Source organism: Bacteroides sp. 2_2_4 (assembly GCF_000157055.1).
GTDB lineage: Bacteria > Bacteroidota > Bacteroidia > Bacteroidales > Bacteroidaceae > Bacteroides > Bacteroides ovatus.
In genome coordinates, this window is the sequence record NZ_EQ973356.1 from 209,850 (window position 1) to 234,154 (window position 24,305).

Genomic DNA, 24,305 nt, shown 5'->3' on the forward strand with positions numbered 1-24,305 from the left:
GTTGGAACCGAAAGGGTTTGAATTCTTCTGTCAAAGTACCCTCAATAAAAGCATTCAATGATGTATCACTACCTTCACAAATTTTTTCCGAAGTTATATCTTCACCATTACGCATTACTTTAAAATTCCATTCTAATTCGAAATCACCCTCTAATGGATCAATGGTAACCCCGCCTTGAGCAGAAGGCCACTCCATAGTATAAATATCACTTACATCTGGATATAAATTTATTATATCGGTATCAGTAACCTTCGTACAAATAGCTTCTTGTGTATTCCAACTTGAATCAAAGTAAGTCACTTTAAACGCCTGTGCCACCTCTTGCTTTTTCTCTTTCTGCACAAAATTAATCAAAAGATTATTTTGTTGATAAGTATATTTGATATCCTGTTCGTATGTTTCCATATCCATTTCTATCAAATTTTCCCATAATTCATCTTTAATTTCATCATATAACGCTTGAGGTAATAGTAACACGTATCCTTCTCTTTCTTCAGAAGAATCATTGACTTTCAATCGCAAATTACCTTTTTTATCATCTTCAAGTTTTATCCAGTCCACTCCATCTTCTTCTCCAATTTTCATCTGCACCATTCCATATTCAACCACTTTCTGAATGTACACCGGAACTACTTCATCATTCAAAGCCTGCACGGTATAGGGTATAAATTTATTATAAGTAGAAGTTGTAGTAGAAGCACTGGCTCCTGCACTGCTTGTTTGTATGAATGTCTTGCCATCCAATGACACTTCCCAATTCCAAGGATTAGAGTTAAGTATCTTAATTTTTTTCGGATCCATACCTTTATATACCAAAGGGAATGAATAAGACATAACCCCATCTTCGTCGGCAAAAGTCAATGTACCATTTTGTACATACTTTGCATACAGAGGATTATCAATCACTTTGACCTCACCTTTTGTCATTTCATTTACAGTACCTACAATAGCATTGCCGGCTACCTCCAACCATTCCGGTCTGTTAGTTGCAGCAAAACGGAAGTTAGCCTTTACTTGAAAAGGTTTATAATCATCATATCCGACTTCTATTTCTTGGATTTCATTGCCTTCCATATCGTAAATCTTCAATTCACGCGTTTTATTATCACGCACCACATCAGCAATAATCGCCTTATCCGCTCCTATCATCATAGTCAAATGAGCAACGGTAGGTGCATCGAACGCCACAACTTCATCGGTAATCTTTAATGTCACAGTCTGCTTTCCAGCAGTTCCCGACAAAGAATAATCTTCATGACCATCATTCATAAACCGGCACCATGTAGCCGAAGAAGTCAACTGCCAGTTGGCATTCGCTTCAAAATTCAATTCTTTTGTATCACCATATACACAATTGACAGTTTGTTTTTCGGGAAAAACCACTTTTGCTGCATCGTCGTCGTCCGAACAAGCACTAATGCATAACGCCATGAACAGAGCCGTGAAACAGCTTTCCAAACTGAACTTCCGTATATGCGCAACCAAGTTTCTTTGTTTAAACTTTCTCATATTTCTATTTTTTATTATTATTTTAATGAATTATTGACGCCTTCTTCGATAAGAATTTGCGCTTCGTCATCACTGACCCATTTCACTACATTTATGTAAGTACCGACTTCATCTTTTCCAGCAGGCATACCTGGTACATGTAATGTCATATACTGGAAAATAAATCTTTCACAACTACTATAATAAGAGAGGTAATACCCTGATTGATATGCCCACACTTCCCAATCACCATAAATTGTATCAAAAGCTTCCATAGTAGAAGCAAACGGTTGATCTTCCATTTCAATCAACGGATTAAGCAGGTCGTTGGTAGTAAACTTCACTTTGAGGTCATATCCTTTATAGAAGTAGTCTTTCATAATGATAGTGTTTTCTGCATTGGGATCAACTTTTGTACGAATTAACCGCTGGCTTACATCCTTCATATACGAACCAAAATAAGTAGAAGTTACTATTAAAGCATAACCTTCAAACAAATGAATATCAAACGGACATACTTTCTCCAAAATCACCTTCGTTTCGGTTCCATAGAGTTCCCACTTAGATTCTTCCTTACTGACCAGTTGGAGAACCATTCCCAACGAATCGGTAACCTCTATATTATCATAAATACCACGTATGCGAACATTCGCAGTGCGCTCACCCGCCTTGATGGTCACCGTGTTTGATTCGAGAGAAAAATGCCGCCCTTCCACCGCATTCGTCTTTTTATCCAAAATCTCCACTCCTAACGTTCGATCGTAGCTACAAGCTTCGGTAGCCGCCACTGGTATATCGAAATACTCCTCATTGTTTTGAACCGGAAGTACGGTCAATGTATCGGAGAACATGATATAATCGGGACCGCTATATGTAACATAATCGGTGTCGCAACCGGTGAATCCGAACGCGAAGGCGAATATGGCTGATAATCCAATAAAAATCTTTTTCATGTTTATTGATTTTAAAAACTATTATTTATTGCTTTCATTCGGTTGAATGTCTGATCCCGGTGCATCCAACTCATTTTGAGGAATAGGCCATACAAAGCGCGGATCGTCTTTCTCCACTTTCAAACTGCTACCATTGTCCAGTGACTCGCTCTGCGGCTTTCTTTCAAATCCTTTGTGCCAACGTTTTAGGTCCTGAAGACGGAAACCTTCCATATAAAGTTCCTTCACACGTTCTTGTTCGATTACCTCCAAAGCATTCTTCTCAGATACACTCACGCCACCGCTATACGAAGAATAACGCGCAGCACATAAAGTTCCGAGATCTTTGCCTGCACTTCCGTAGTCGGGTGAATTTTTAAAGCAGTATGCTTCCGCACGGATAAGGTATTGCTCTGACAATCGAAATGGTTTCGGCATAGAGACGTGACGAATGTTATAGCTTTCCATGAGAGTGGTATTTCCCCAATATTTCTGAAGTAATGACCATTGCAATGCATGTGGATATCCTGTTAGATATGTTTGGAAAAAAATTGAGAAACGAAGATCGTACGGATCGTATAATTCTAAGGCCCATTTTGCAGGTACATAGTCAGGACGTACTGTTGAATAATCATAATTAAAAAATATTGTACCTAAAGCCCCGCCATAAGAAGTAGGTGTAAAACCCACCTTCCAAATTATTTCAGTCGAAGCATCATTCGTCCACATATACTGATAGAAACTCTGGCCGGTACTTCCATATTGTATAGATGCACTTGAAAGCACATAATAACCACTGTCAATGACTTTGGTGGAATACTTGATTGCCTCAGTATAATGCTTCATATATAAAGCAATCCGAGCACGGAGAGCATAAACCGTATATTCATTAATATACGTAGTGCTGTAAAGGTCGTCCTTTGACACACTGTTTTCATCTATTTTCAAGTATTCAGCAGCCAATTCAAGATCATCCAGTACAAATTGATAAGAATCTTTCAACGAAGCACGACGGGTATTGTCTACCGAATCATAATGAGAAGTAAGCACTACTCCCAGTTCATTTTCTGCTTCCCCATCACTTTCATATGAATTACAGAATAGCTTAATTAGTTCGGAATAACACAACGCCCGAGCAAAAAGGGCTTCACCGTGAATCATTTCCAGTTTATCGAGTGCGTCATCGTCCGTCGTGCTTTGCTGTACTCCCGGAATATAATCTAACAAGAAGTTACAACGATTAATAATAGCATACAAAGCTCCATATACAGCCTCGATATCTTCATTGGTAGCTAATATATTCCAACGCCACAAATCACCGTATTGATTCGAATATCCGGTAACGGCATACACAAGATCGGTCTGCAAATCGGGCAACAACGTCAGACGTCCGCTATAGAGCGAAGCATCCTTAAATGCCGCATAGATGCCAATAATTGCCTGATTAGCATCGTCCACTGTTTTGATAGCCTGGCCGGCTTGGATAGCATCGTCGGGATACTTGTCCAAACATGATACGGAGCCAATGCCCACAGCTATCAACAACAAATAAATCTTTATCTTATTCTTCATTGTTTTATAGTTATATGTTTAGAATGAAACTTCCAGACCAAAAGTAAACTGGCGAGTTGAAGGATACTGTGCCTGATACATATTGCTCACACCTTCAGGATCAAGCCCTGAGAATTTGGTGAATGTGAGCAGATTTTGTCCTTGCACAAACACTCTCAAATGCGTCAAAAAATTAGTCTTTTTAAGCAATGCTTGAGGGAAGTTGTAACTAAGCATCAAATTTTTTAATCTCAAAAAAGAGGCATCTTCCAAAAAGCGAGAATCCATTTGCGGAGTAACTCCATAACGAGGTATATCCGTCACGTCACCCGGCTTCTTCCAACGGTCATAAAGCAATCGACGGGACTGATTATATGTTTCAAACAGCCCGTTTCCTTCATCCAGATAACGGTCATTGTTAAACACCCAACGATCAGCCACCCAACTAAATTGTGCAGCCAGTGAAATACCTTTCCACGTTAATGTCGTACCAAATCCACCTTGCCATGGAGCCACAAAGCTCTTGCCAGTCATCACTTTATCAGAATCTCTGAATTCTGTTGTTATCTCACCATCTTTTGTATACCACAACGCATCGCCATTAGCAGGATTGACTCCAGCATAGCGATTAATATAAAATTCAGTAGATGACCGACCTACCACATACTTAAGATTGGTACTTGCAATTTCGTATTCATCTACTCCATTATAGAGCTCGGTAATTTTATTCTTATTATATGAGAAATTTGCGCTCAGATTCCATGAGAAATCTTTTGTACGGATAACATCACCGTTCACCATGACTTCCACACCCCGGTTGACCATTGCTCCGATATTGTCCCAACGGCTTCCCGAACCATTCACTGCATAAGACTGCGGAACATCCATCAACATATCCGTAGTCTTCTTATTATATAACTCAACGTCCAAGTTTATCCGGTTCCAAAAGCCCAAATGCAAAGCCAAGTTAGTGGTCCATGTTTTCTCCCAACTCAAATCGGGATTACCGCTTTGAGCAGGGTAAATACCAGTTTCACCCATATAGTCCATTCCGCCTTTCACCAAAGACTGCCATGCATAATAGCCGATATCCGAGTTACCGGAAGTACCCGTACTGAGAGCTAGACGAGTGGTTGTCAACCATTTACACTCATTTAGAAACTTTTCTTTCTTAAGGTTCCACATCAATCCGACAGACCAGAAAGCACCCCATCGATTGTCCTTACCAAAACGGGAAGAAGCATCAGTACGCAATGAAAAGTCTACATAATAGCGACCATCATAATTATACTCGCCTCTTCCGAAGAAAGAGAGGTATGAATAGGAATAAAGGGTTCCTGCCGCCGTATCCGACCAAGAGGCAGCTAGCGTACCATTCGAAATATTAGTAAGAAGATCATTGTTCTGTCCTCTCATAGAAATGGAGAATCCTTCTGACTGGGCATCTACTCCTTCCTGTCCTAATAAAAAATTAAAAGAATGTTTTTCCCTCAATGTAAACATGTAATTAGCAGTATTAGTAATTGTCAGACTCAATCTGTCATTAGAACTACGCCCGGCATTCCCCGAACCATTATTTGTGGAAAAACTCGGAAAGGATTGTCTAAACGCTGTCATATGCGCATAATCTGCAGCAAACTGTGACTTTATGGTCAAGCCTTTAATGGGATTTACTTCGGCATATAAAGTGGACAATACTTTATATTTTTTATAACTAACAGGATTATTCCGCATCCAATCGAGCGGATTTTGATTGGTTCCCGTCCAACTGTCATCTTTAGTTGAAGCTATCGATCCATCTTCATTATAAGGATTCCAGTAAGGCATCATAAAGTGTGAAGCAGAAATTGGAGTTACTGAAGTATATTCTCCAGTCTGCGCCTGTTCAATATCTTCATAAGACACAGTGGAAGTAGTACCAACTTTAAGCCAATTACTAGCTTTTACGTCTGCATTTGCACGCATATTATAACGTCTGAATCCTGACCCTTGTGCAATTCCATCCTGGTCAAAAAAGTTACCCGACACATAATAATTTAAACGGTCAGTAGCACGGTTCACCGATACTTCATAATTTTGCAGCATAGCTTTGTCATTAAATACCACATCAAGCCAATTAATATCGGTTTTACGAAGAAGATCATAGTCTTTTCCTTTATCCAATCCCACTTCTTTCTCAAACAGAATACGTTCTTCAGTATTCATCTGGTTCCATTTATCCTGAGCCAACTGAGAGATGCCCAATTGAGTACGAAATGTTACTTTAGCTTTGTCTAGGGCCAAACCGCGCTTTGTAGTTATCACCACCACACCGTTTGCCGCACGCGCTCCGTAGATAGAGGTAGAAGAGGCATCTTTTAATACGGATATCGATTCGATATCACTTGGGTTCAAAGTGTTGAAATCACCACTAGATACAGGCACCCCGTCAAGGATAAACAAGGGAGAAGTCCCCGAACTCAAAGAATTGATACCTCGAATCTGAAATGAAGCAGCTACACTCGGTTCACCAGAACCGGACATAACCATTAATCCCGGTGCCTGTCCCTGCAATGCCTGGTCAAAACTGGCAGCAGGTACATTTTCCATTTTTTCCGCCCTCACAGTGGATACAGAACCGGCTATTGTACCTTTTTTACGTACACCGTACGCTACTACCACTACTTCGTCCACCATCTGCGCGTCATTTTCCATTGTCAAGTTTATACGAGTAGAAGCAGTCACCTGCTTATCTACCGTTTTCATACCGACATAAGAAAACTGCAAAGTGGCGGGAGATTTCGTCACTGTGATACTGTAATTACCATTCATGTCGGTAATTACTCCGTTCGTCGTACCCTTCTCCAAAACAGACACACCAATCATCGGCTGATTGTCTTCCGCCGAAATAATGTGTCCCGTTACCTGATATCCACCCTGTGCAAAAAGCAACAGGGGGATACTTGTCAGAGTAAAGAGTACAAACAAGAGAATTGATTTTCTCATCTTTGATACTTTGATTTTAAATTAATGAAATTGATTTATTTTTATAGATTTATCTACAATAAGGAATACGCAGTCTTTGCGTAGAATAATACACTCCTTTCCCAAAATCGGTTTATGCATTTTCTGCACCGACTTGGGACAGGCTATTATTATCTATAAATATAGAATAGGAATAGACTAACTTGGCAAATTCTTAATATTGCGCCAAATATCCAAATAGATTTTTCGTGTTACTGCTGTGTGAATTAAATGTATGACCATCTGCTCTCTTAAGTTATAAATTAAACACTAATATCACTTGTTCTGTTTAGGTGTTATACACTTCTAATATTGTTTTATTTTGGCTACAAATATATATATTATATTTAAATAAAAGAAACAATATGTCGCATATTTTATACCAAATTTCCACTTATATCTTTTTGATACATATTTAAGTACACAAACCCATAAATGAAAATAAATCCACAACATATTTCAATGATAGTTGAATATAAACGTTCATTTTGATAGTTACTTTAATTGCTCAAATAACAACATCACAACTCATACAAAATAGCTTATTGAGAGGATTCAATACAGAAAAGATAATTATTCAAAACTATTTTCTATTTTTGCATCCATTATATATAAATAAGGTATAAGATGAACTACGGATTTGTAAAAGTAGCTGCAGCCGTGCCACACGTAAAAGTGGCTGACTGTAAATTCAATGTAGAGAAGATAGAAAGTCTGATTGCAGTGGCTGAAGGAAAAGGAGTGCAGATCATTATTTTCCCGGAAATGAGTATCACCGGATATACTTGTGGTGACCTATTTGGACAACAACTTTTGCTGGAAGAAGCAGAAATGGGGCTGATGCAAATTCTGAATAACACCCGTCAATTAGATATCATTTCTATTGTTGGCATGCCTGTCGTTGTCAATTCGACAGTAATCAATGCAGCCGTAGTGATTCAGAAAGGGAAAGTGTTGGGAGTTGCAGCCAAGACCTATCTGCCGAATTATAAAGAATTCTACGAACAACGTTGGTTCACATCAGCGCTTCAGTTGACTACAAACAACGTACGCTTGTGTGGACAAATCGTTCCCATAGGTGCAAATCTGCTTTTTGAGACTTCAGATACGACTTTTGGCATTGAGATATGCGAGGACCTTTGGTCTACTATACCTCCAAGTTCCTCATTGGCACTGCAAGGAGCAGAAATTCTGTTCAATATGTCTGCTGATAATGAAGGCATTGGAAAGAACAATTATCTTTGTTCTCTCATCAGCCAACAATCTGCACGTTGTATTGCCGGATATGTATTCTCGTCTTGTGGCTTTGGAGAATCTACTACCGATGTGGTTTTTGCCGGTAATGGGCTGATTTATGAAAACGGTTCACTGCTTGCACGCAGCGAACGTTTCAGTATGAAAGAGCAACTGATTATCAGCGAAATTGATGTGGAACGCATCCGGGCAGAACGCAGAATAAATACTACCTTCGCCGCTAATCAGGCAAATTTAGGAGACAAGAAGGCGGTTTCTATCGCAACAGAATTTGTCAACAGCAAAGAACTGACCTTAACCCGGAAGTTCAATGCCCATCCTTTCGTACCACAAGGAATTGAGCTAAATGAACATTGCGAAGAAATATTCTCTATCCAAGTGGCCGGACTAGCACAAAGATTAGTTCACACCGGAGCCAAAACAGCTGTAGTGGGTATTTCAGGCGGACTAGACTCAACACTGGCACTGCTCGTCTGCGTGAAGACCTTCGATAAACTGGGATTATCCCGGAAAGGTATTCTCGGAATCACGATGCCGGGTTTCGGAACGACTGACCGCACCTACCATAATGCGATCGATCTAATGAAATCATTAGGTATATCCATCCGTGAAATTAGTATTAAAGATGCCTGCATCCAACATTTTAAGGACATCGAACATGACATGAATGTACATGACGTTACATACGAGAATTCGCAAGCGCGCGAACGTACACAAATACTAATGGATGTGGCCAATCAGACTTGGGGAATGGTTATCGGCACAGGGGATTTATCCGAACTTGCATTGGGATGGGCTACTTACAACGGCGATCACATGTCCATGTACGGGGTAAATGCGAGTGTTCCCAAAACACTTGTGAAATATTTAGTACAATGGGTGGCAGAAAACGGTATGGACGAAAACTCGAAAGCTACTTTGCTTGATATTGTAGACACTCCTATTAGCCCGGAATTGATTCCGGCGGATGAGAACGGAGAAATTAAACAGAAAACAGAAGATTTGGTAGGTCCTTATGAACTGCACGACTTCTTCCTATATTATTTCTTACGTTTCGGCTTCCGGCCTTCCAAGATATTCTATTTGGCAAAAACGACATTCAAAGATATGTATGATGAAGAAACCATCAAGAAATGGCTTTCCACTTTCTTCCGTCGTTTCTTCAATCAGCAGTTCAAACGTTCTTGCTTACCGGACGGACCTAAAGTAGGAAGTATTTCTATTAGTCCACGGGGGGATTGGAGGATGCCTAGTGATGCCAATTCAGCTATGTGGCTTAAAGAAATAGAGAATTTATAGGGAAGTACAAACATCAAACTATTCTCACTGCTATGAGAAAAAATACTCATTACTATGAGAAGATTTTCTCATTATAGTGAGAATTTTTTCTCATAGCAGTGAGAATAGTTGAGAAAATATAACGCCTCATCATAGCTTCGATACAACATTTTAGCAAGACATGTATCTGCACAAAATTACATACTAAAATCCCTCTGTACACATAACTTTTCTTCTTATTTGCTCTATATCCGCTTCTTTAATCCTCCGAATGATATTTTTATAAATACGATGAAAGCCAAAACCGCCTTCAGTCATTTCATGAATCGCGTCTTCTTTTGAAACATTCTGAAATACCACTCGATAAAGTGCGCAAACAGCTCCTGTGCGATCTGATCCGTGATGGCAATGGATAACAATCGGCGCTTTACGATTCTTTATAATACGCAATGCTTCAATCAACTGTTCTTCATTGATGGAATGAGCTTTGGTCTTTACCCGATGAAGCTTTACGTTCGTTCCTGCGGCTTCATCATCATCGCTATGTCTATTACGGAGATTGAGAGCTTCGCCAATACCATACTTTTCTAAAGCTTTAAAGTCTTCATGCGAAGGTTGCTCTGAACGATATACACCCGAATCGATCTTGTACAGATTGGTTAATTCACTATCAGGAAGAGTAATCTTCTCTACTTTCAAATTCTGACTAAAAATAGATATAGAGAAGATTACTCCCAAAAGTAGGCTTAACAGGATTCTTTTCTGCATAAGTCTATATTGTTATTATAAAAAGATCAAAGTACTCCCTTGCTGGATGGAAGTTCAAAATGATAGATATCTCTTTTGATTGCCATTTTCAAGGCACGGGCAAGGGCTTTAAAAATACCTTCTATCTTATGATGTTCATTTTGTCCTTCCGCCTTAATGTTCAGATTCATTTTTGCCGCATCACTTAGTGACTTAAAGAAATGAAGGAACATTTCCGTCGGCATCTCCCCTATCTTCTCACGCTTGAATTCGGCATCCCAAACCAGCCAGGGACGACCACCAAAGTCCAGACAAACCTGACAAAGACAATCATCCATCGGTAAAGCATAGCCATAACGTTCAATTCCACGCTTACTACCTAAAGCCTGGTAAATACATTCTCCTAATGCAATAGCGGTATCTTCGATCGTATGATGTTCGTCTACCTCCAGATCTCCTTTTACACGGATCGTCAAGTCCATACCGGAGTGTTTTCCAATCTGCTCGAGCATGTGGTCGAAAAAGCCAAGACCGGTAGAGATGTCACAAGTGCCGTTTCCATCCAAGTTCAAAGCCACATCAATATCTGTTTCTTTGGTTGTACGACGTACTTCCGCTTTCCGTTCTCCGGCAAAAAGGAACTCGGCTATCTGATCCCAGTCAGTTGTTGCAAGGGCGCAGACTTCTTCCAATCCTTTTTCTTTCAGGGTTTCAGGTGAATTTTGCAGATAGATTGCCCGACAACCCAAATTCTTGGCAAGTTCCACATCCGTAGGACGGTCGCCTATCACAAAACTTCCGGCAAGATCGTATTCCGGATTATTTAGATACTTCGTCAGCATTCCGGTACGTGGTTTACGGGTGGGCGCATTATCTTCCGGGAAACTACGGTCTATTAGAATCTCATCAAAAGTAATCCCCTCTCCTTCTAATGTTTTAAGCATCAGATTATGGGCAGGCCAAAACGTTTCTTCCGGGAAGGAAGATGTACCCAATCCATCCTGATTGGTGACCATCACAAATTCAAAATAGAGTTTGCTGCGGATAAAACCTAAATTACGGAATACTTTCGGATAGAATTCCAGCTTCTCCAATGAGTCGAGTTGGTAATCTACGGGAGGTTCGATCACCAACGTACCATCTCTATCTATAAATAATACTTTCTTCTTCATAAATTATCCCGGGTATTTTTTAAGGGTGGCTAATAGTGTATTATTCTCTACACGGGTACCGACAGTCACACGCAAACAGTTGCAGCAAAGCGAAATGTTATGGCGATTACGCACAATAATTCCTTCACCTACCAAATAATTGTAGATTTTCACGGCATCCGTCACTTTTGCCAAAAAGAAATTCGCATCAGACGGGAACAGTTTAATGGTACATGGAAGCTTTTCAAATTCCGCTTCCAAATAGTCACGTTCTTCCTTCAGAGTTTTCACCCAACGTTCTATCTCATAATGTTTATGCAACATGGCGATGGCTTGCTGTTGAGTCAACTGGTTGACATTATAGGGATATTTGATTTTACTAAGAATATCAATAATCTCTTTGGAAGCAAAAGCCATTCCCAAACGGATAGCAGCACATCCCCAGGCTTTGGAGAATGTCTGGAATACGACGAGATTGGGATATTTATCCAACTCTTCGAGGAAAGACGGAGCTTTAGAAAAATCATTGTAAGCCTCATCCAACATTACCAATCCTTCAAACTGACAAAGAATCTTTTCTATTTCGGAACGAAGCAGATCATTTCCCGTCGGATTATTAGGCGAACAAAGGAAAATCAGTTTGGTATGCTCGTCGGTAACTGCCAGCAATTTGTCAGCAGAGAATTGGAAGTCATCATCCAACAATACTTTCCGATATTCCACATCGTTTACATCGGCACAGACCTGATACATTCCATAGGTAGGATCAATAGCTACTACATTATCTTTACCCGGTTCACAGAAAGCACGAAAGACCAAGTCGATGGCTTCATCACTGCCGTTTCCGAGAAAAATATGTTCGGGAGATACTTTCTTAATTTTCGACAACAATGTTTTCAGTTCACACTGCATAGGGTCCGGATAACGGTTGTGAGGCGTATTGTACGGATTTTCGTTTGCATCCAGGAAAACAGAAGCGGTGACTCCTTTATATTCATCACGTGCCGAAGAGTAAGGCTTTAATTTCCAGATATTCGGCCGGGTTAATTCTTGTAATGTTTTCACTTCTTTAAATTTTAAATTATGAATTTTGAATTGCTTTGAGACGAACTGTGACCGCATTTTTATGCGCATCCAAATGTTCGTTAGCCGCCATCTCCTCAATAGCAGGACCAATAGCCTTTATTCCTTCCGGGAGAATTTCCTGAAACGTAATCTTGCGGATAAAACTATCCAGACTGACGCCGCTATATGCTTTGGCATAACCGTTGGTAGGCAAGGTATGATTTGTTCCGGAAGCATAGTCACCGGCACTTTCGGGAGTTAACGATCCAAGAAAAACAGAACCGGCATTTGTTACACGCTCTGCTACTTCCATGTAGTTTTCCGTTTCTATTATTAAGTGTTCCGGCGCGTATGCGTTAGTCAGTTCCAATGCTTCATCCAAATCCTTTACTAAAATCAGTTTACTATTCTCTAATGATTTTGCAGCAATTTCACGACGGGGCAATTCGGCTAATTGACGTTCTACTTCCGCCATTACTTCTGTTTGAAGCTTCTTGGAAGTGGTAATCAATATAGCCTGACTATCTATTCCGTGTTCTGCCTGTGACAAAAGATCTGCTGCTACAAAAACCGGGTTGGCAGATGCATCAGCCAGAACTTCGACTTCAGAAGGACCGGCAGGCATATCAATAGCTACATCACGCAGGCTTACCAACTGTTTGGCAGCTGTCACATATTGATTACCTGGACCAAATATCTTATATACTTTAGGTACACTCTCCGTTCCATAGGCCATAGCGGCAATAGCCTGCACACCACCAGCCTTGAATATTTTACTGACACCTGCCAGTTGCGCAGCAAAAAGAATAGCCGGATGAATATTTCCATTCTTATCGGGAGGCGTGCAAAGTACGATTTCCTTGCATCCTGCAATTTTAGCCGGAACAGCCAACATCAATACAGTTGAGAAAAGTGGTGCTGTTCCACCCGGAATATACAATCCCACTTTTTCGATTCCTACCGATTTTTGCCAGCAAGTCACACCGTTCATTGTTTCTACCTTCTTTCCGATAAAACGTTGGGAAGCATGAAAGGTTTCAATATTTTGTTTTGCCAGGGAGATGGCTGCTTTCAGTTCATCGCTTACCAATGTTCCGGCAACCTGTATCTCTTCAGGAGTCACAGCAAGCGCAGACAAGGTGACTTTATCAAAAGTAGCTTCATATTTCAAGACGGCTTTGTCACCTTCTGCTCTTACCTTATTTATAATAGAGCGAACAGTGTCGAACAAATTTTCCGTATTCAGTGCCGGACGTTTCAAAAGTTCCGTCCACTGTTCTTTTGAGGGATATTTAATCAATCTCATGGTTACTATTTTATTAGATGCCTATATATTTATACAATCATCTTTTCAATTGGCAGTACTAAAATGCCTTCTGCTCCCAGTCCTTTCAGTTTTCCAATGATTTCCCAAAAACGTTTTTCATCAAGTACTGTATGGACAGAGCACCAGCCTTCCTGTGCTAACGGCATCACCGTAGGACTCTTCATACCCGGCAATACAGCAATGATTTCTTCCAGTTTATCTTTCGGAGCATTCATCAATACATATTTTTTATCTTCGGCTGTTTTTACTGCATTCATGCGGAACAGCAGTTCTTCGAGCACTTCTTTTTTCTCGTCGCTCATATTCTTGTTGCCAATCAGCAATGCTTCCGACTTCATTACGACTTCCACTTCTTTCAAACGGTTACTTACCAACGTAGAACCGGAGCTTACAATATCAAAAATAGCATCAGCCAATCCAATTCCCGGAGACACTTCTACAGAACCGGTAATCACGTGAATTTCAGCATTTACACCATTTTTCTTCAGGAAGTTGCGAAGAATAACCGGATAAGAAGTAGCGATCTTCTTACCGTTAAACCATGACAAACCGGGATATTCAATATCTTTCGGCATAGCCAATGAAAGGCGACACTTACTGAATCCCAAACGTTTGATGATTTCCGCATCTTCTTCCTTTTCCATAAATTCATTTTCGCCAACAATTCCCAAGTCTGCCACACCGGTAGCCACTGTCTGCGGGATATCATCATCACGAAGGAATAGAACTTCAATAGGGAAATTGGAAGACTGCACCAATAAGGTACGTTTTGTAGTGCTCAACTTAATATCCGACTCTCCTAAAAGTGCCATTGTCTCTTCGAAGAGACGTCCTTTGGCTTGTACTGCGATTCTTAACATGACTTTATTTAATTTTTAATTATAATATGCGTTGAGAAATAAAAAAGGCTTACCGTATTCGGCAAGCCTTAGTTATCGTTTATATAGTTATACACAATATCATCCACGCCCACCGATTATTCGTTAGGAAAATGATGATGATGATGTGTAGTTGTATATTTCATATTTCTTTTATTAACTGCGACAAAAGTAAAGCATTTGTTTGAAACCACCAAACATTTATCACAAAAACTTGAGTTTTTATTTCAAATTAAAGGCAATATCTCTTCCGGCTCTACATCACATTTCGTAAAATGCATTTCGTCTTTCGACTTTTCTTTCGAGAAAGTAAAGTAGGTACAAACCGATTCTGTGCATACTTCTCCATCCTCATTATATAATTTTGCTTCAACAATGACAATGTTCCGCTTCACTTCTTTAATAGAGGCGCGCAATACTATATGAGAATCTTTGGTATCAACAGATTTTCGGTAACGGGTTTCCATCTTCGAAGTCACTCCAGTCGTTTGTAGTTTACGAAGCACCACCCACGCACAGATTTCATCCATCAAAACTGCTTGAATACCGCCATGCAAAGTGTCAATCCAGCCTTGATACTCGGGACGTGGCTTCCAAATGCTCACTACTTCGTCACCATCCTCATAAAATTCCATTTTTACTCCAGCTTCATTATTAGGAGCACAACCGAAACAATTGTACCCTTCCAAACCCTTCCAGGGATTTATTATCTTCTTCATAGTTCTCTCTTTTAGTTAGTTTTACTTCCCAAATATAAGCAATTTATGAAAAGGAGATGCAATTTTCACTGATTTACTTTCTAATACAACGAATAGCGAAAGCTTTCGTATCAATACCCGCATTAGATTCTTCTATGATATTCGTATCACTTTTCATGTAGAAAACCTTAGTATCGATGGTGGCATTTGTATTGTCCAATGTCCAATATGCCAAATGTTTGTTCTCATAATCTGCTTGAAAAGCCCCTACATACATTCCTACAGGAATACCATTAAAACCGGATAAATTAGTTGCAGGTTGCACTTGTTCTTCCGTCTTCAGGGACAACCAGGTCCCTGACTTCAACAAAGAAGCTTCCCCCTTCAAGTAGTCTTTTAAAATATTCCAGTCTTCCCAATTCGGTATACTCCAGTGAGTTGGCAAGATCCTACCGGAAAGCGCAACATTAGCGGTATAAAAATAATGCTCTGTAGTAGATTGCAAATATCCGGCTATATTTGCTGTTACCTGATTCAATTTAGGGAGCGCATCACCGTTTACATATAAAGATGTCTCCAAATTACTCCTCATCCAGTATTGAGTTCCGATCTTCACTAGCGGATAATTATGGATGACTCCTCCACGAACATCACGAACAATATCTTCCTGTGCCAAAACAGGTAACACATCATCTGCCAGTGTTACTGATAAGGAGATTGTTCCGTCTGCCAGCACATAAACATTATGACGAGCCAATAAGGTGCCATCCACATAGGTTAATGAATGATCTTCCATATTCCATGATACACTTCCACCATTTACTTTTCCTGATTTTCCTAATAACTGTGCTACAATCCCTTGAGATAAATTAACGCTACCGTCTTCTTTCATCGGATAGGCAACAATCGCTTGAGAAGAAAAATCCGGAGTAACAAGATACTCTTTACATATTTCGGCTACTTGTTTTCCCGAATGTATCACTTTGTACACATTCGATTTTTCAAAAGTCAGCTTCGATACATCTATGTATTTATGCAAAATACCCGATTCGGTATGATCCACTTCTGTTCCATCCCAATCCCCGATTTCTCCGTTCACTTTACTCATTAATATATCTTCGGCCGATACAAACGTTATTTCCAACTCTCTCTGTTTTCCACTTTCCAATTGTAAAGTGGATGGTAATAAACTGGTATATAGTTTGCCGGCAGCTTCCAATGTTATGTATTGGTATCCGGCTGTCGCCTCTTGAGGGATCAAAATAAGCTCTTTTCCTACCAGTCGACCGTCTTTTATTTCCCATTCTCCTGCAGGAGTAATATCTTTCTCTTCAGAATAGGCAGAGAATGTTTTCTTCTGAAAATCATAAATGGTCTTAGTATAAAAGCCACTCACCGAAAGTGTAGGTTTCACAGATAGTATTTCTTCTATATTCTCTTCCTCTCCAGGAATAAGAACAATTTTCAGACGAAAAAACTGATGATTATAGGTCAGAGCGACCGCCTCCTTACTGGCTAAGACCTCATCTTTAGAAGCAATTAGGAAATCAGAATGTGAATAATCGTCAGGAATATTTTGAGTCGTTGAAACCGCCACCTGCATGGTGCTCTCCCCTATCCCCACGCCACTCTTTTGATAAGGATAATAACTGATTAAATTCAATGTAACTCCATCATCCGGATAGTATACCGACTCGTTAGATTCAAACTCACCATTGGATGAACGTATGAAATGAAGATTATCCACATAACGTTCTTCTTGCATTGTAGTGGTTCCGGCAAGAGCAAACAGACCGACTTCATCCCCTTCGGCAAAGTTATTATTTGCCATACGGGTACCAACTGATTCACGAATATCGGCAATAAATTTCAATGGAATATCTCCATTATTAACACTATCCTCCTCTTCCTCCGAAATATGGTTCACACAAGCACTAAGCAAGATAGTACAAAAAACAAGTAAACCCACGCCCCTTTGTAGGTTATAAAATAGTTTCATCATATTTATTTTTTAATTTTCCAATAGAAACTTTTGATTGAACAGAAAGAATAGCATAAGAGGAAGTATTCGCTTTCGGTTATGGGATACTGAACAACACGTCTGTTGTACTGAGGAATCATCAATTTCAAGATATCATTTTGATGTCTTGAAAGCAAAAGTATATAATTATATTAAGTCGGAGTATAGTTTCTATAGGAAAATTTCACATTTTCATCTATAACGCAAACAATCAACAAGTTACAAACGACTAGTCAGGAACAAAGAATTAAACTCTCACATTATTATATTAAGAGCCTGCTAATTTCAGAAAGAATATCCCACTTCTATTCCGGCAATGTGTCTGCCTTGCGAAGATGCATATTGATAACAATAGAATGCATCCAACGACCAACGTTTGGCCAAAGCTATTTCTACTCCGGGACGATAACGCATACGATCGGCTCTCCAAAAAGAAACGTCATCCAAACTCTGATAGATTTCAACAGAGAAATAGGGAGAAACAATTCCTTTTGTAGGAGCATAAGATAATTTCAAGCGGGAACGCAAACGAGTTTCAGAGTTGCCACGATCAAAAGTCTGCTGAAATCTTTCCCTTACAGCTACTTTCAACCATTGATAACGAAAACTGACAGTAGCAGTTATATGATAGCGATGCCTGAACTTCCAGTCCGAGTCACCCAAATTCCGAAGATGGGTTTCATAGCCAACCCCCAGATTCAAAAATGAATAGGGTCGGTAACTTCCGCCAACAGTCAGCCCCCAACGATCCAATTTACTCACATCATCTTTCATGCGCAATTCCAAATCACCTGAAACTGAAAACCGGGAATCTATCTTATGGTTTACCTTGAATTTAGTCCATGTATTAAAATCGTCACTTTGTGCCCATGCAGAAAATGATATTCCAAACAACAGCACAAATAATAGCCAAGTCTTAGTATTTAATATTATTCTACTCATTGATTTTCGGGTTAAAGTTACAAAGATAACAAATTATCTCCGGCAAAGAAAAAGCATGATACTGAAATAATACTGAAAAACTGTTTGCGTTTCATTAAAAGGAACATGTTGTTTCTCGGTGTGAAACAGGTCGTTCCTTTAAAAGAAACGACCCGTTGGTTTAAAAGGGAAAAGTCCCTTTTTATAAAGCATTGTTATTCAAATCATTACTTCGGCTTCACATTCCACACCAATAAAGCGAAAAATACAGACAATAAAGCCGCTCCTATCCAAAACCAATTGATATAAGTGAAATCATAAACATCGACTCCATTCTGAACCGTCTTTTGCCCCTCTATCAGAACACCACTCATTACATCCTGTAATCCGGCCCCAATATAACTGGCAATGCCGACTACCCCCAATGCTGCTCCCGACGCATTACGGGGAGCAATATCGACTGCCATCAGGCCACCCAGAAAACAAATGAGAACTCCGATACCCAAACCGAAAAGAACCATAGCCAACACATCTATCCAAAAGTGTACACCGGGAACCAACAAGAACAGGCTAAGTGCAAGAACATTCATCAATCCGAAAATCAGGGCGGGAACATTTCGACGACCGCCAAATAACTTGTCAGAAATAACACCCGAAAATATGGTACCTACGATACCACAGACCGGACAGATGGAAATAATGAAGCTGGCATCCAACGTGGAATATCCTTTTTGCGCTTCTAGATAAAAAACACCCCAGCTATTGATAGCATAGCGACTGATATACATAAAAGCACTCGAAAGAGCCAGTATCCAGATGGCAGGCATCATCAATACCTGGCGTTGGGCTTTATTAAAGTCTGTCGTTTCCACCACACTCATCTCCTCTTTCTGTTTTGGAGCATTTACAGGAGGAAAGCCCTGACTCTCGGGAGTGTCATGGAAGAACTTCCACACAATTAAAGCACCAAGCAAACCAACAATACCGGCACCGAAGAAACCGTACCTCCACCCCAATACACTAACGATAGACGCAACAATTAGGAAGGTCAACGCCTCACCGATATTGTGGCTGGCAGACCAAAATCCGTAATAGGAACCTCGTTCTTTGTCCGTGAACCAACGGGAAAGTCCCACTACACAAGAAGCAGCACCCATAGACTGAAACCAGCCACTAATCCCCCAAAGGAGAGCAAACAGAATAAAAGAATGGGTAAAACCCAGGCACAAGTTCACTAAAGCAGTTACCAGTAAACCGGTAGTCATAAAGCGGTTGATATTGCTACGGTCAGCCAGAAAACCATTCGTAAATTTTCCAAGGGCGTAAGTAAAGAACAATACCGAACCGATAATTCCCAGTTCCGTTTCGGAGAAAATTCCTTCATCTACGATGGGCTTCTTCACGACATTCAGGCTAAGACGACAAACATAGTACATGCCGTAACCGAAAGTGGCTGAAAGGAAAGTAGACCATTTCAGGTATTTCAGACGACGGGCATCGGAATGAAGATGTTGTGAGCCGGATGAAGACAAAGCTTCCCCGTTACAAGGTCTCGGTGAAGAGACCTTGTAAAAGTTTATAAGTTGTTTCAACATGAAAAAGTCTATTTAGTCGTGAAGTTTCTTTTTGCGCAGATACTCCAATAAGAGGGCAGGACGGTCAGTTTGAATTAATTTGGCTCCCTGATTAATGATCCATCCCCAGCTTTCATCCGGTTGATGAAGTTCTACTGCACGGTCGTCATCATGACCACCACATAATTCGGGCCAAAGAGAGTTTATAAACAACTTAGAACCCGTATCACGCACTTTTTTTATCAGGTTAAGCACCTCAGGACTATCATTATCAAACACTAACTCATAAGCAGCAGGCTTCATGTGAGTCTTGTAACTGTCAATAATAGCTTCGGCTCCTTTTTTATGCAACTGTACAATAGGCATAAAAATCACTTTATCCAATACAGCACCGTTTTCGGCTTTCACTTGTTCATAAGGAAGGCCGGCTTTGATAACACACTGGTCAACCGTTCCCGTCTTTTCGAGTACAATATAAGCTTCCTGAAAATAATCATACCCCTTATCAATATTTACCATGATCTTACCTTTGCAGAGCAACATCACTTCTTCCAATGTAGGAATCTGATGTCTTGTCTTACAAGCTACTCCATTTTTAAGACGCATTGCTTTCAATTCGGCCAATGTATAATCTTCCACCAGTCCTTTTCCAGACATGGTACGATTGATCGTTTTATCATGCATCACTACTAAATGTCCGTCTTTGGTTCGTTTCAAATCGATCTCCACCATATCGACACCCATATCAATGCAATTCTGTATACCTTGCAATGAGTTTTCCGGGGCATTACGCCAGTCAGCCCGGTGGGATACAACCAATATTTTATCTGGATGATTTCCCAGCAGATTTTCTCTGATTTCAGCTATTCTATTTTGAGCAACAGCCAGTTGCACCAAACACAGAAGAAGTATGAAGTTACATATCCGTTTCATAAGTTCAAGCATTAAGAATTTTAATTCAGTTTATTGTTTTTCCAGACTAGTTTTTCTCCCCACATTGGTACATAAGTCTGTTCACAGTTAATCTTCGAAGCCCGTTCGAGTGCCATATCCAATGACCATCTTGATTCATCAACACCTGCATGAGCCAGTTCCAAGATATGTGATAACAAGACATAATCGGGCTCCACCTGTCCCGCACCTGAACCCAGAATATTATTTTCGGTCAGAGCATTGGGAGCATAACGCGGTATCAAAACATTCACATGAGAAGCCAGATTCGTATATTGTTCCGGTTTATAGTTAGAGTCTCCTACATGCATAAAAACGAAATTACCGGTATCTTCCCCACAATCGATCGAAAACACAGTCACAAAATTAGATAACCCGGCATTGTTATGGTCAGTGATACAGGTTTTAATCTTGAATTTTCCAATTTCATAATCTTTATCCCCCTTTGCAGTATAAGGATATGTCGTGTCTTTCAAATAGTTGGATAACACCGGTTTACCTAAATCAAACATAGCCTGGATAAGATCATTACTATAATGATCGGAGTGCTTGTGTGTAACACAGAGAAAATCAATATAAGGTGCCAGCTCTTTCGCCCAACGATGAGAAATGTCAATAGCAAAACATCCTGACGGAGTTTTTACCACATACCCCATATTATAGAGTAACCAGATCGCTGCCGTACCATTTTCTACTTTTGAGTTTTTAATTCCATCCATTACACGATCAAATGCACTCCGATAAAAATAGATAATCGGATCACACTTTTCCATACTCGTACTTGCCTGATCGAAGCCATTCAGATAACTGATGAAATAATCATCTTTACACTTATCCGCATATCCCTGGATCTTGGTCAAAGTAGTGGTACGTCCGGTATTGACAATCAAAGGAGAAGAACTCCACAACTGTTGTGCAGTGGCATCTACTTCCTCTGCCAATTGCGTAAGAATTCCTTCATGACCAGTTTCGGTACTGTTGTTGTCATCATCATCACAAGCAACAAAACCTATTGCCAAAAGACAAAACAGTAAATATTGTATTTTTCTTATTATATCCATCTTATTTCTGATTTTTATAGTCATTAATTATTTTATTGAAAGTCTCAACCACCCGTTCCGGTGTCGGACGCGTATTGTCGTTTTCATGGTCTTTGGTAGCTTCATACATGAAAACCCCTTCATAGCCGATTCCTTCGAGTGCATGCATTAACTTTCCCCATTGAATGTCACCTTGTGTAGGAAGCCAATGACACTCGTTGACAAAATCAAAGTCCGAAGCGTGTATAGTACCTATACGTTCACCAACAGTTTCTACAAAATGCCCTGTCGTCCCTTTAGTATAATGATTGGTATCAAAACAAACCTTCACACCCGGAGTATCTTTGATTATTTCCAAAAGCTCTTCAGGAGTATTACCCAGACAAGTTCTCGGCAGATTTTCGATGCACAACTGTGCTCCTATTTGATCCGCATATTTTTTCAGATAAGCGATAGACCTGGAAGCGTTAGTTATTCTTTGTGCCCGAATACTGTCAGCAATAGGCTCGGAACTAGGATGCAGTACCAAACATTTCGGCTGAAACTGAGCGCACTGTCCAATCATCTCCGCCATAAAATCTACATTTTCTTTCCTTTTCTTTTCATCCAGCACCGATATATCCAACGTGCGTGAGAAAGGAAGATGTATAGACCAGACCTTGATACCGGCACTATCAATTTTTGCTTTCATATCCCGGATACGAGGAACAACTTCATCTGCCGGAACTCCTCTATAACACTGGTTAAATGCTACTTCCACATACTCTACCCCCACAGACCGGGCTTGAGAAAAGTCTGTGGAAGCAGGTACTTTCCACAAAGCTGTAGTCGTACCTACTTTATATTTCTGTGCATATAAACCCATTGTCATCGCCATAAATAAGATAAAAACAGGAACTCTCATTATCGCTTACTTTTGACGGTTTGTACCTTGAATATCACCACCACGAATACTCCAGGAGTCTGTTGCTAATGTCTTATTGACAGCAAAAGCCTTTATCGAACCGATATTATTAGATCCGATCGTTCCGCAATAAAGCCGTCTGTCCGGACCAATGCTAACAGCTGCCATGACCTGTTGTCCCACAGTCTCTTCAAAAACAATGTTTCCATTAGTGATGTCAAGTCCCAGCACTTTGTTATTCGATTGGGTACCTATATAAAGAATACCATCCGTACTCAAAGCACCTCCACTGTAGTTCAAATTGTTACCCACATTTTTCTCCCAGATTTTAGATCCGCTGGCATTTACTGCATGAACAGTCTGCGATCCTTTTTCAGTAAAATAGACATTGCCATTTTTATCAGCAATCGGGAAATAAGCATCTCCTTTTGTAGTCGGATACGTCCATTTCTTTGTTCCGTTTGTCATATCAACAGCAACGAGTCCTCCGTTTTTCAAAGTCGCATAAAGTACCTGATCCTTCAAAGCAAACGTAGCCTGTTCTGTCACATTCACTTCTTCCAATTTCCAATTCTGCTCTTTATTCGATTTAAAAGAATAAATGGCTGCACTTGTACCTGCATAAACATTTCCGGCTTTATCAATAGCCACAGCACTACCGGTTGCTCCGTCAAGCGATTGTTGCCATTTAATAGCACCACTGGATGCATCCAGCGCATACAACGTACTCTTATTGGTGAGACAGTAAAGAACACCATCGGCCGACAATGCAGGGAAAGCTCCTATCGCAGCATCCAATTTTACTGCCCACTTTTGAGTTCCGTTCGGATTAATAGCATATACATTATTAATAGTGGCATTTCTTACACACTGATAGATTGTACCATCAGGAGCCACCAACGCACCTCCGCCATAAGTTATCTGACTGATAGCAAACACCCACTTGAATTCACCGCTCACTACGTCAATAGCAAATAAATGACCCGCAGGAGTAGATGTCGGGATATACATTGTTTTTCCATCCGGAGAGAACACCGGATTGGAGGTCTTTACATATCCGGTAAGTCCACCGAAGTTCAAATCGACAGAATTCCATTTATAATTGCCGACCGTGACAGTCAGACTGCCCGACTCGGTGGTATTATTAACATAAGTCACCGTTACAGCCACTGTATAAGTACCGGTAGTAGTAAAAGCATGCACCGGATTGTTTTCTCCCGATGTCGTACCATCACCAAAATCCCAACTTACCGATTTCACTTCACCAGCCATGAAATACATATCGTTATAAGCAAAGGTAGAAGGCTCCCACACAACCAGTTCCGTACTAGCGAGAATAGGATAGATCAATCCGGGAGTAGCAGAAGTTTCCACCGCAATAGAATTGCCTGTAGGATAAACACAGACTACATTGAATGTATATTCCTGATCGTTAGTCAAACCATCAACGATGTATTCTTCCAATGAAGTATCATCCAGATTGATAATCTGATTACCGGGATTCACGGTAACCTGATAGCGA

Annotated in this window: 17 protein-coding genes; 1 reads left to right on the plus strand and 16 read right to left on the minus strand. The window is 40.2% G+C overall.

The genetic code is table 11. From position 1 onward, the window contains the following. Window positions 1-1,527: 1,527 nt before the first annotated feature. The 3 genes from BSCG_RS23295 to BSCG_RS23285 are packed head-to-tail and all read right to left on the minus strand — an operon-like array spanning window position 1,528 to window position 6,957. Window positions 1,528-2,442, minus strand: coding sequence for a DUF4984 domain-containing protein (locus BSCG_RS23295; RefSeq protein WP_004310821.1), 915 nt, complete (start codon window positions 2,440-2,442; stop codon window positions 1,528-1,530). A 21-nt stretch (window positions 2,443-2,463) separates the two neighbouring features. Further along, entirely contained in the window at window positions 2,464-3,993 is a 1,530-nt protein-coding gene (locus tag BSCG_RS23290) for a RagB/SusD family nutrient uptake outer membrane protein (RefSeq protein ID WP_004310820.1), read from the minus strand. An 18-nt stretch (window positions 3,994-4,011) separates the two neighbouring features. Beyond that, window positions 4,012-6,957 (minus strand): SusC/RagA family TonB-linked outer membrane protein, encoded by a 2,946-nt coding sequence (locus tag BSCG_RS23285; protein WP_004310819.1) that lies wholly within the window; start codon window positions 6,955-6,957, stop codon window positions 4,012-4,014. Between the two features lie 645 nt (window positions 6,958-7,602). Here BSCG_RS23285 and BSCG_RS23280 point away from each other — a divergent pair. Continuing rightward, complete coding sequence (locus BSCG_RS23280; protein WP_004310818.1) at window positions 7,603-9,528, plus strand: NAD(+) synthase; 1,926 nt, start codon at window positions 7,603-7,605, stop codon at window positions 9,526-9,528. A gap of 183 nt (window positions 9,529-9,711) precedes the next feature. Here the strand turns inward: BSCG_RS23280 and BSCG_RS23275 are convergent, their stop codons facing one another. From BSCG_RS23275 to BSCG_RS23215, 13 genes are all read right to left on the minus strand, one after another. Further along, the gene (locus BSCG_RS23275) at window positions 9,712-10,275 is read right to left on the minus strand and encodes a dual specificity protein phosphatase family protein (protein ID WP_004315962.1); all 564 of its coding nucleotides are present in this window, start codon (window positions 10,273-10,275) and stop codon (window positions 9,712-9,714) included. 26 nt (window positions 10,276-10,301) lie between these two features. Beyond that, on the minus strand, window positions 10,302-11,426 hold the full coding sequence (gene hisB / locus BSCG_RS23270) for a bifunctional histidinol-phosphatase/imidazoleglycerol-phosphate dehydratase HisB (RefSeq protein WP_008643284.1): 1,125 nt from the start codon (window positions 11,424-11,426) through the stop codon (window positions 10,302-10,304). Between the two features lie 3 nt (window positions 11,427-11,429). Further along, window positions 11,430-12,527, minus strand: coding sequence for a histidinol-phosphate transaminase (gene hisC, locus BSCG_RS23265; RefSeq protein WP_050427896.1), 1,098 nt, complete (start codon window positions 12,525-12,527; stop codon window positions 11,430-11,432). Then, on the minus strand, window positions 12,487-13,776 hold the full coding sequence (hisD, locus tag BSCG_RS23260; protein ID WP_008774917.1) for a histidinol dehydrogenase: 1,290 nt from the start codon (window positions 13,774-13,776) through the stop codon (window positions 12,487-12,489). Before hisD ends, hisC begins: the two co-directional genes overlap by 41 nt. A 29-nt stretch (window positions 13,777-13,805) precedes the next feature. Then, window positions 13,806-14,657, minus strand: a complete 852-nt coding sequence (hisG, locus tag BSCG_RS23255; RefSeq protein WP_004310813.1) for an ATP phosphoribosyltransferase — start codon at window positions 14,655-14,657, stop codon at window positions 13,806-13,808. Between the two features lie 245 nt (window positions 14,658-14,902). Continuing rightward, window positions 14,903-15,394, minus strand: coding sequence for a PaaI family thioesterase (locus BSCG_RS23250; RefSeq protein WP_004310812.1), 492 nt, complete (start codon window positions 15,392-15,394; stop codon window positions 14,903-14,905). Window positions 15,395-15,467: 73 nt separating this feature from the next. Beyond that, window positions 15,468-17,372 (minus strand): fimbrillin family protein, encoded by a 1,905-nt coding sequence (locus BSCG_RS23245; protein ID WP_008774918.1) that lies wholly within the window; start codon window positions 17,370-17,372, stop codon window positions 15,468-15,470. A gap of 306 nt (window positions 17,373-17,678) precedes the next feature. After that, the gene (locus BSCG_RS23240) at window positions 17,679-18,335 is read right to left on the minus strand and encodes a DUF2490 domain-containing protein (protein WP_022199201.1); all 657 of its coding nucleotides are present in this window, start codon (window positions 18,333-18,335) and stop codon (window positions 17,679-17,681) included. A gap of 206 nt (window positions 18,336-18,541) precedes the next feature. Next, the gene (locus BSCG_RS23235; RefSeq protein ID WP_004310809.1) at window positions 18,542-19,909 is read right to left on the minus strand and encodes an MFS transporter; all 1,368 of its coding nucleotides are present in this window, start codon (window positions 19,907-19,909) and stop codon (window positions 18,542-18,544) included. Between the two features lie 12 nt (window positions 19,910-19,921). Beyond that, complete coding sequence (locus BSCG_RS23230) at window positions 19,922-20,821, minus strand: glycerophosphodiester phosphodiesterase family protein (RefSeq protein ID WP_004305975.1); 900 nt, start codon at window positions 20,819-20,821, stop codon at window positions 19,922-19,924. 20 nt (window positions 20,822-20,841) lie between these two features. Further along, window positions 20,842-21,900 carry an MBL fold metallo-hydrolase gene (locus BSCG_RS23225; RefSeq protein ID WP_004319543.1) on the minus strand — a complete coding sequence of 353 codons (1,059 nt, stop codon included), beginning with the start codon at window positions 21,898-21,900 and terminating at the stop codon, window positions 20,842-20,844. A gap of 1 nt (window position 21,901) precedes the next feature. Next, on the minus strand, window positions 21,902-22,783 hold the full coding sequence (locus tag BSCG_RS23220; protein WP_004310806.1) for a sugar phosphate isomerase/epimerase family protein: 882 nt from the start codon (window positions 22,781-22,783) through the stop codon (window positions 21,902-21,904). A gap of 6 nt (window positions 22,784-22,789) precedes the next feature. Then, on the minus strand, window positions 22,790-24,305 hold a 1,516-nt coding region (locus tag BSCG_RS23215), incomplete at its 5' end, for a PQQ-binding-like beta-propeller repeat protein (protein ID WP_083793642.1).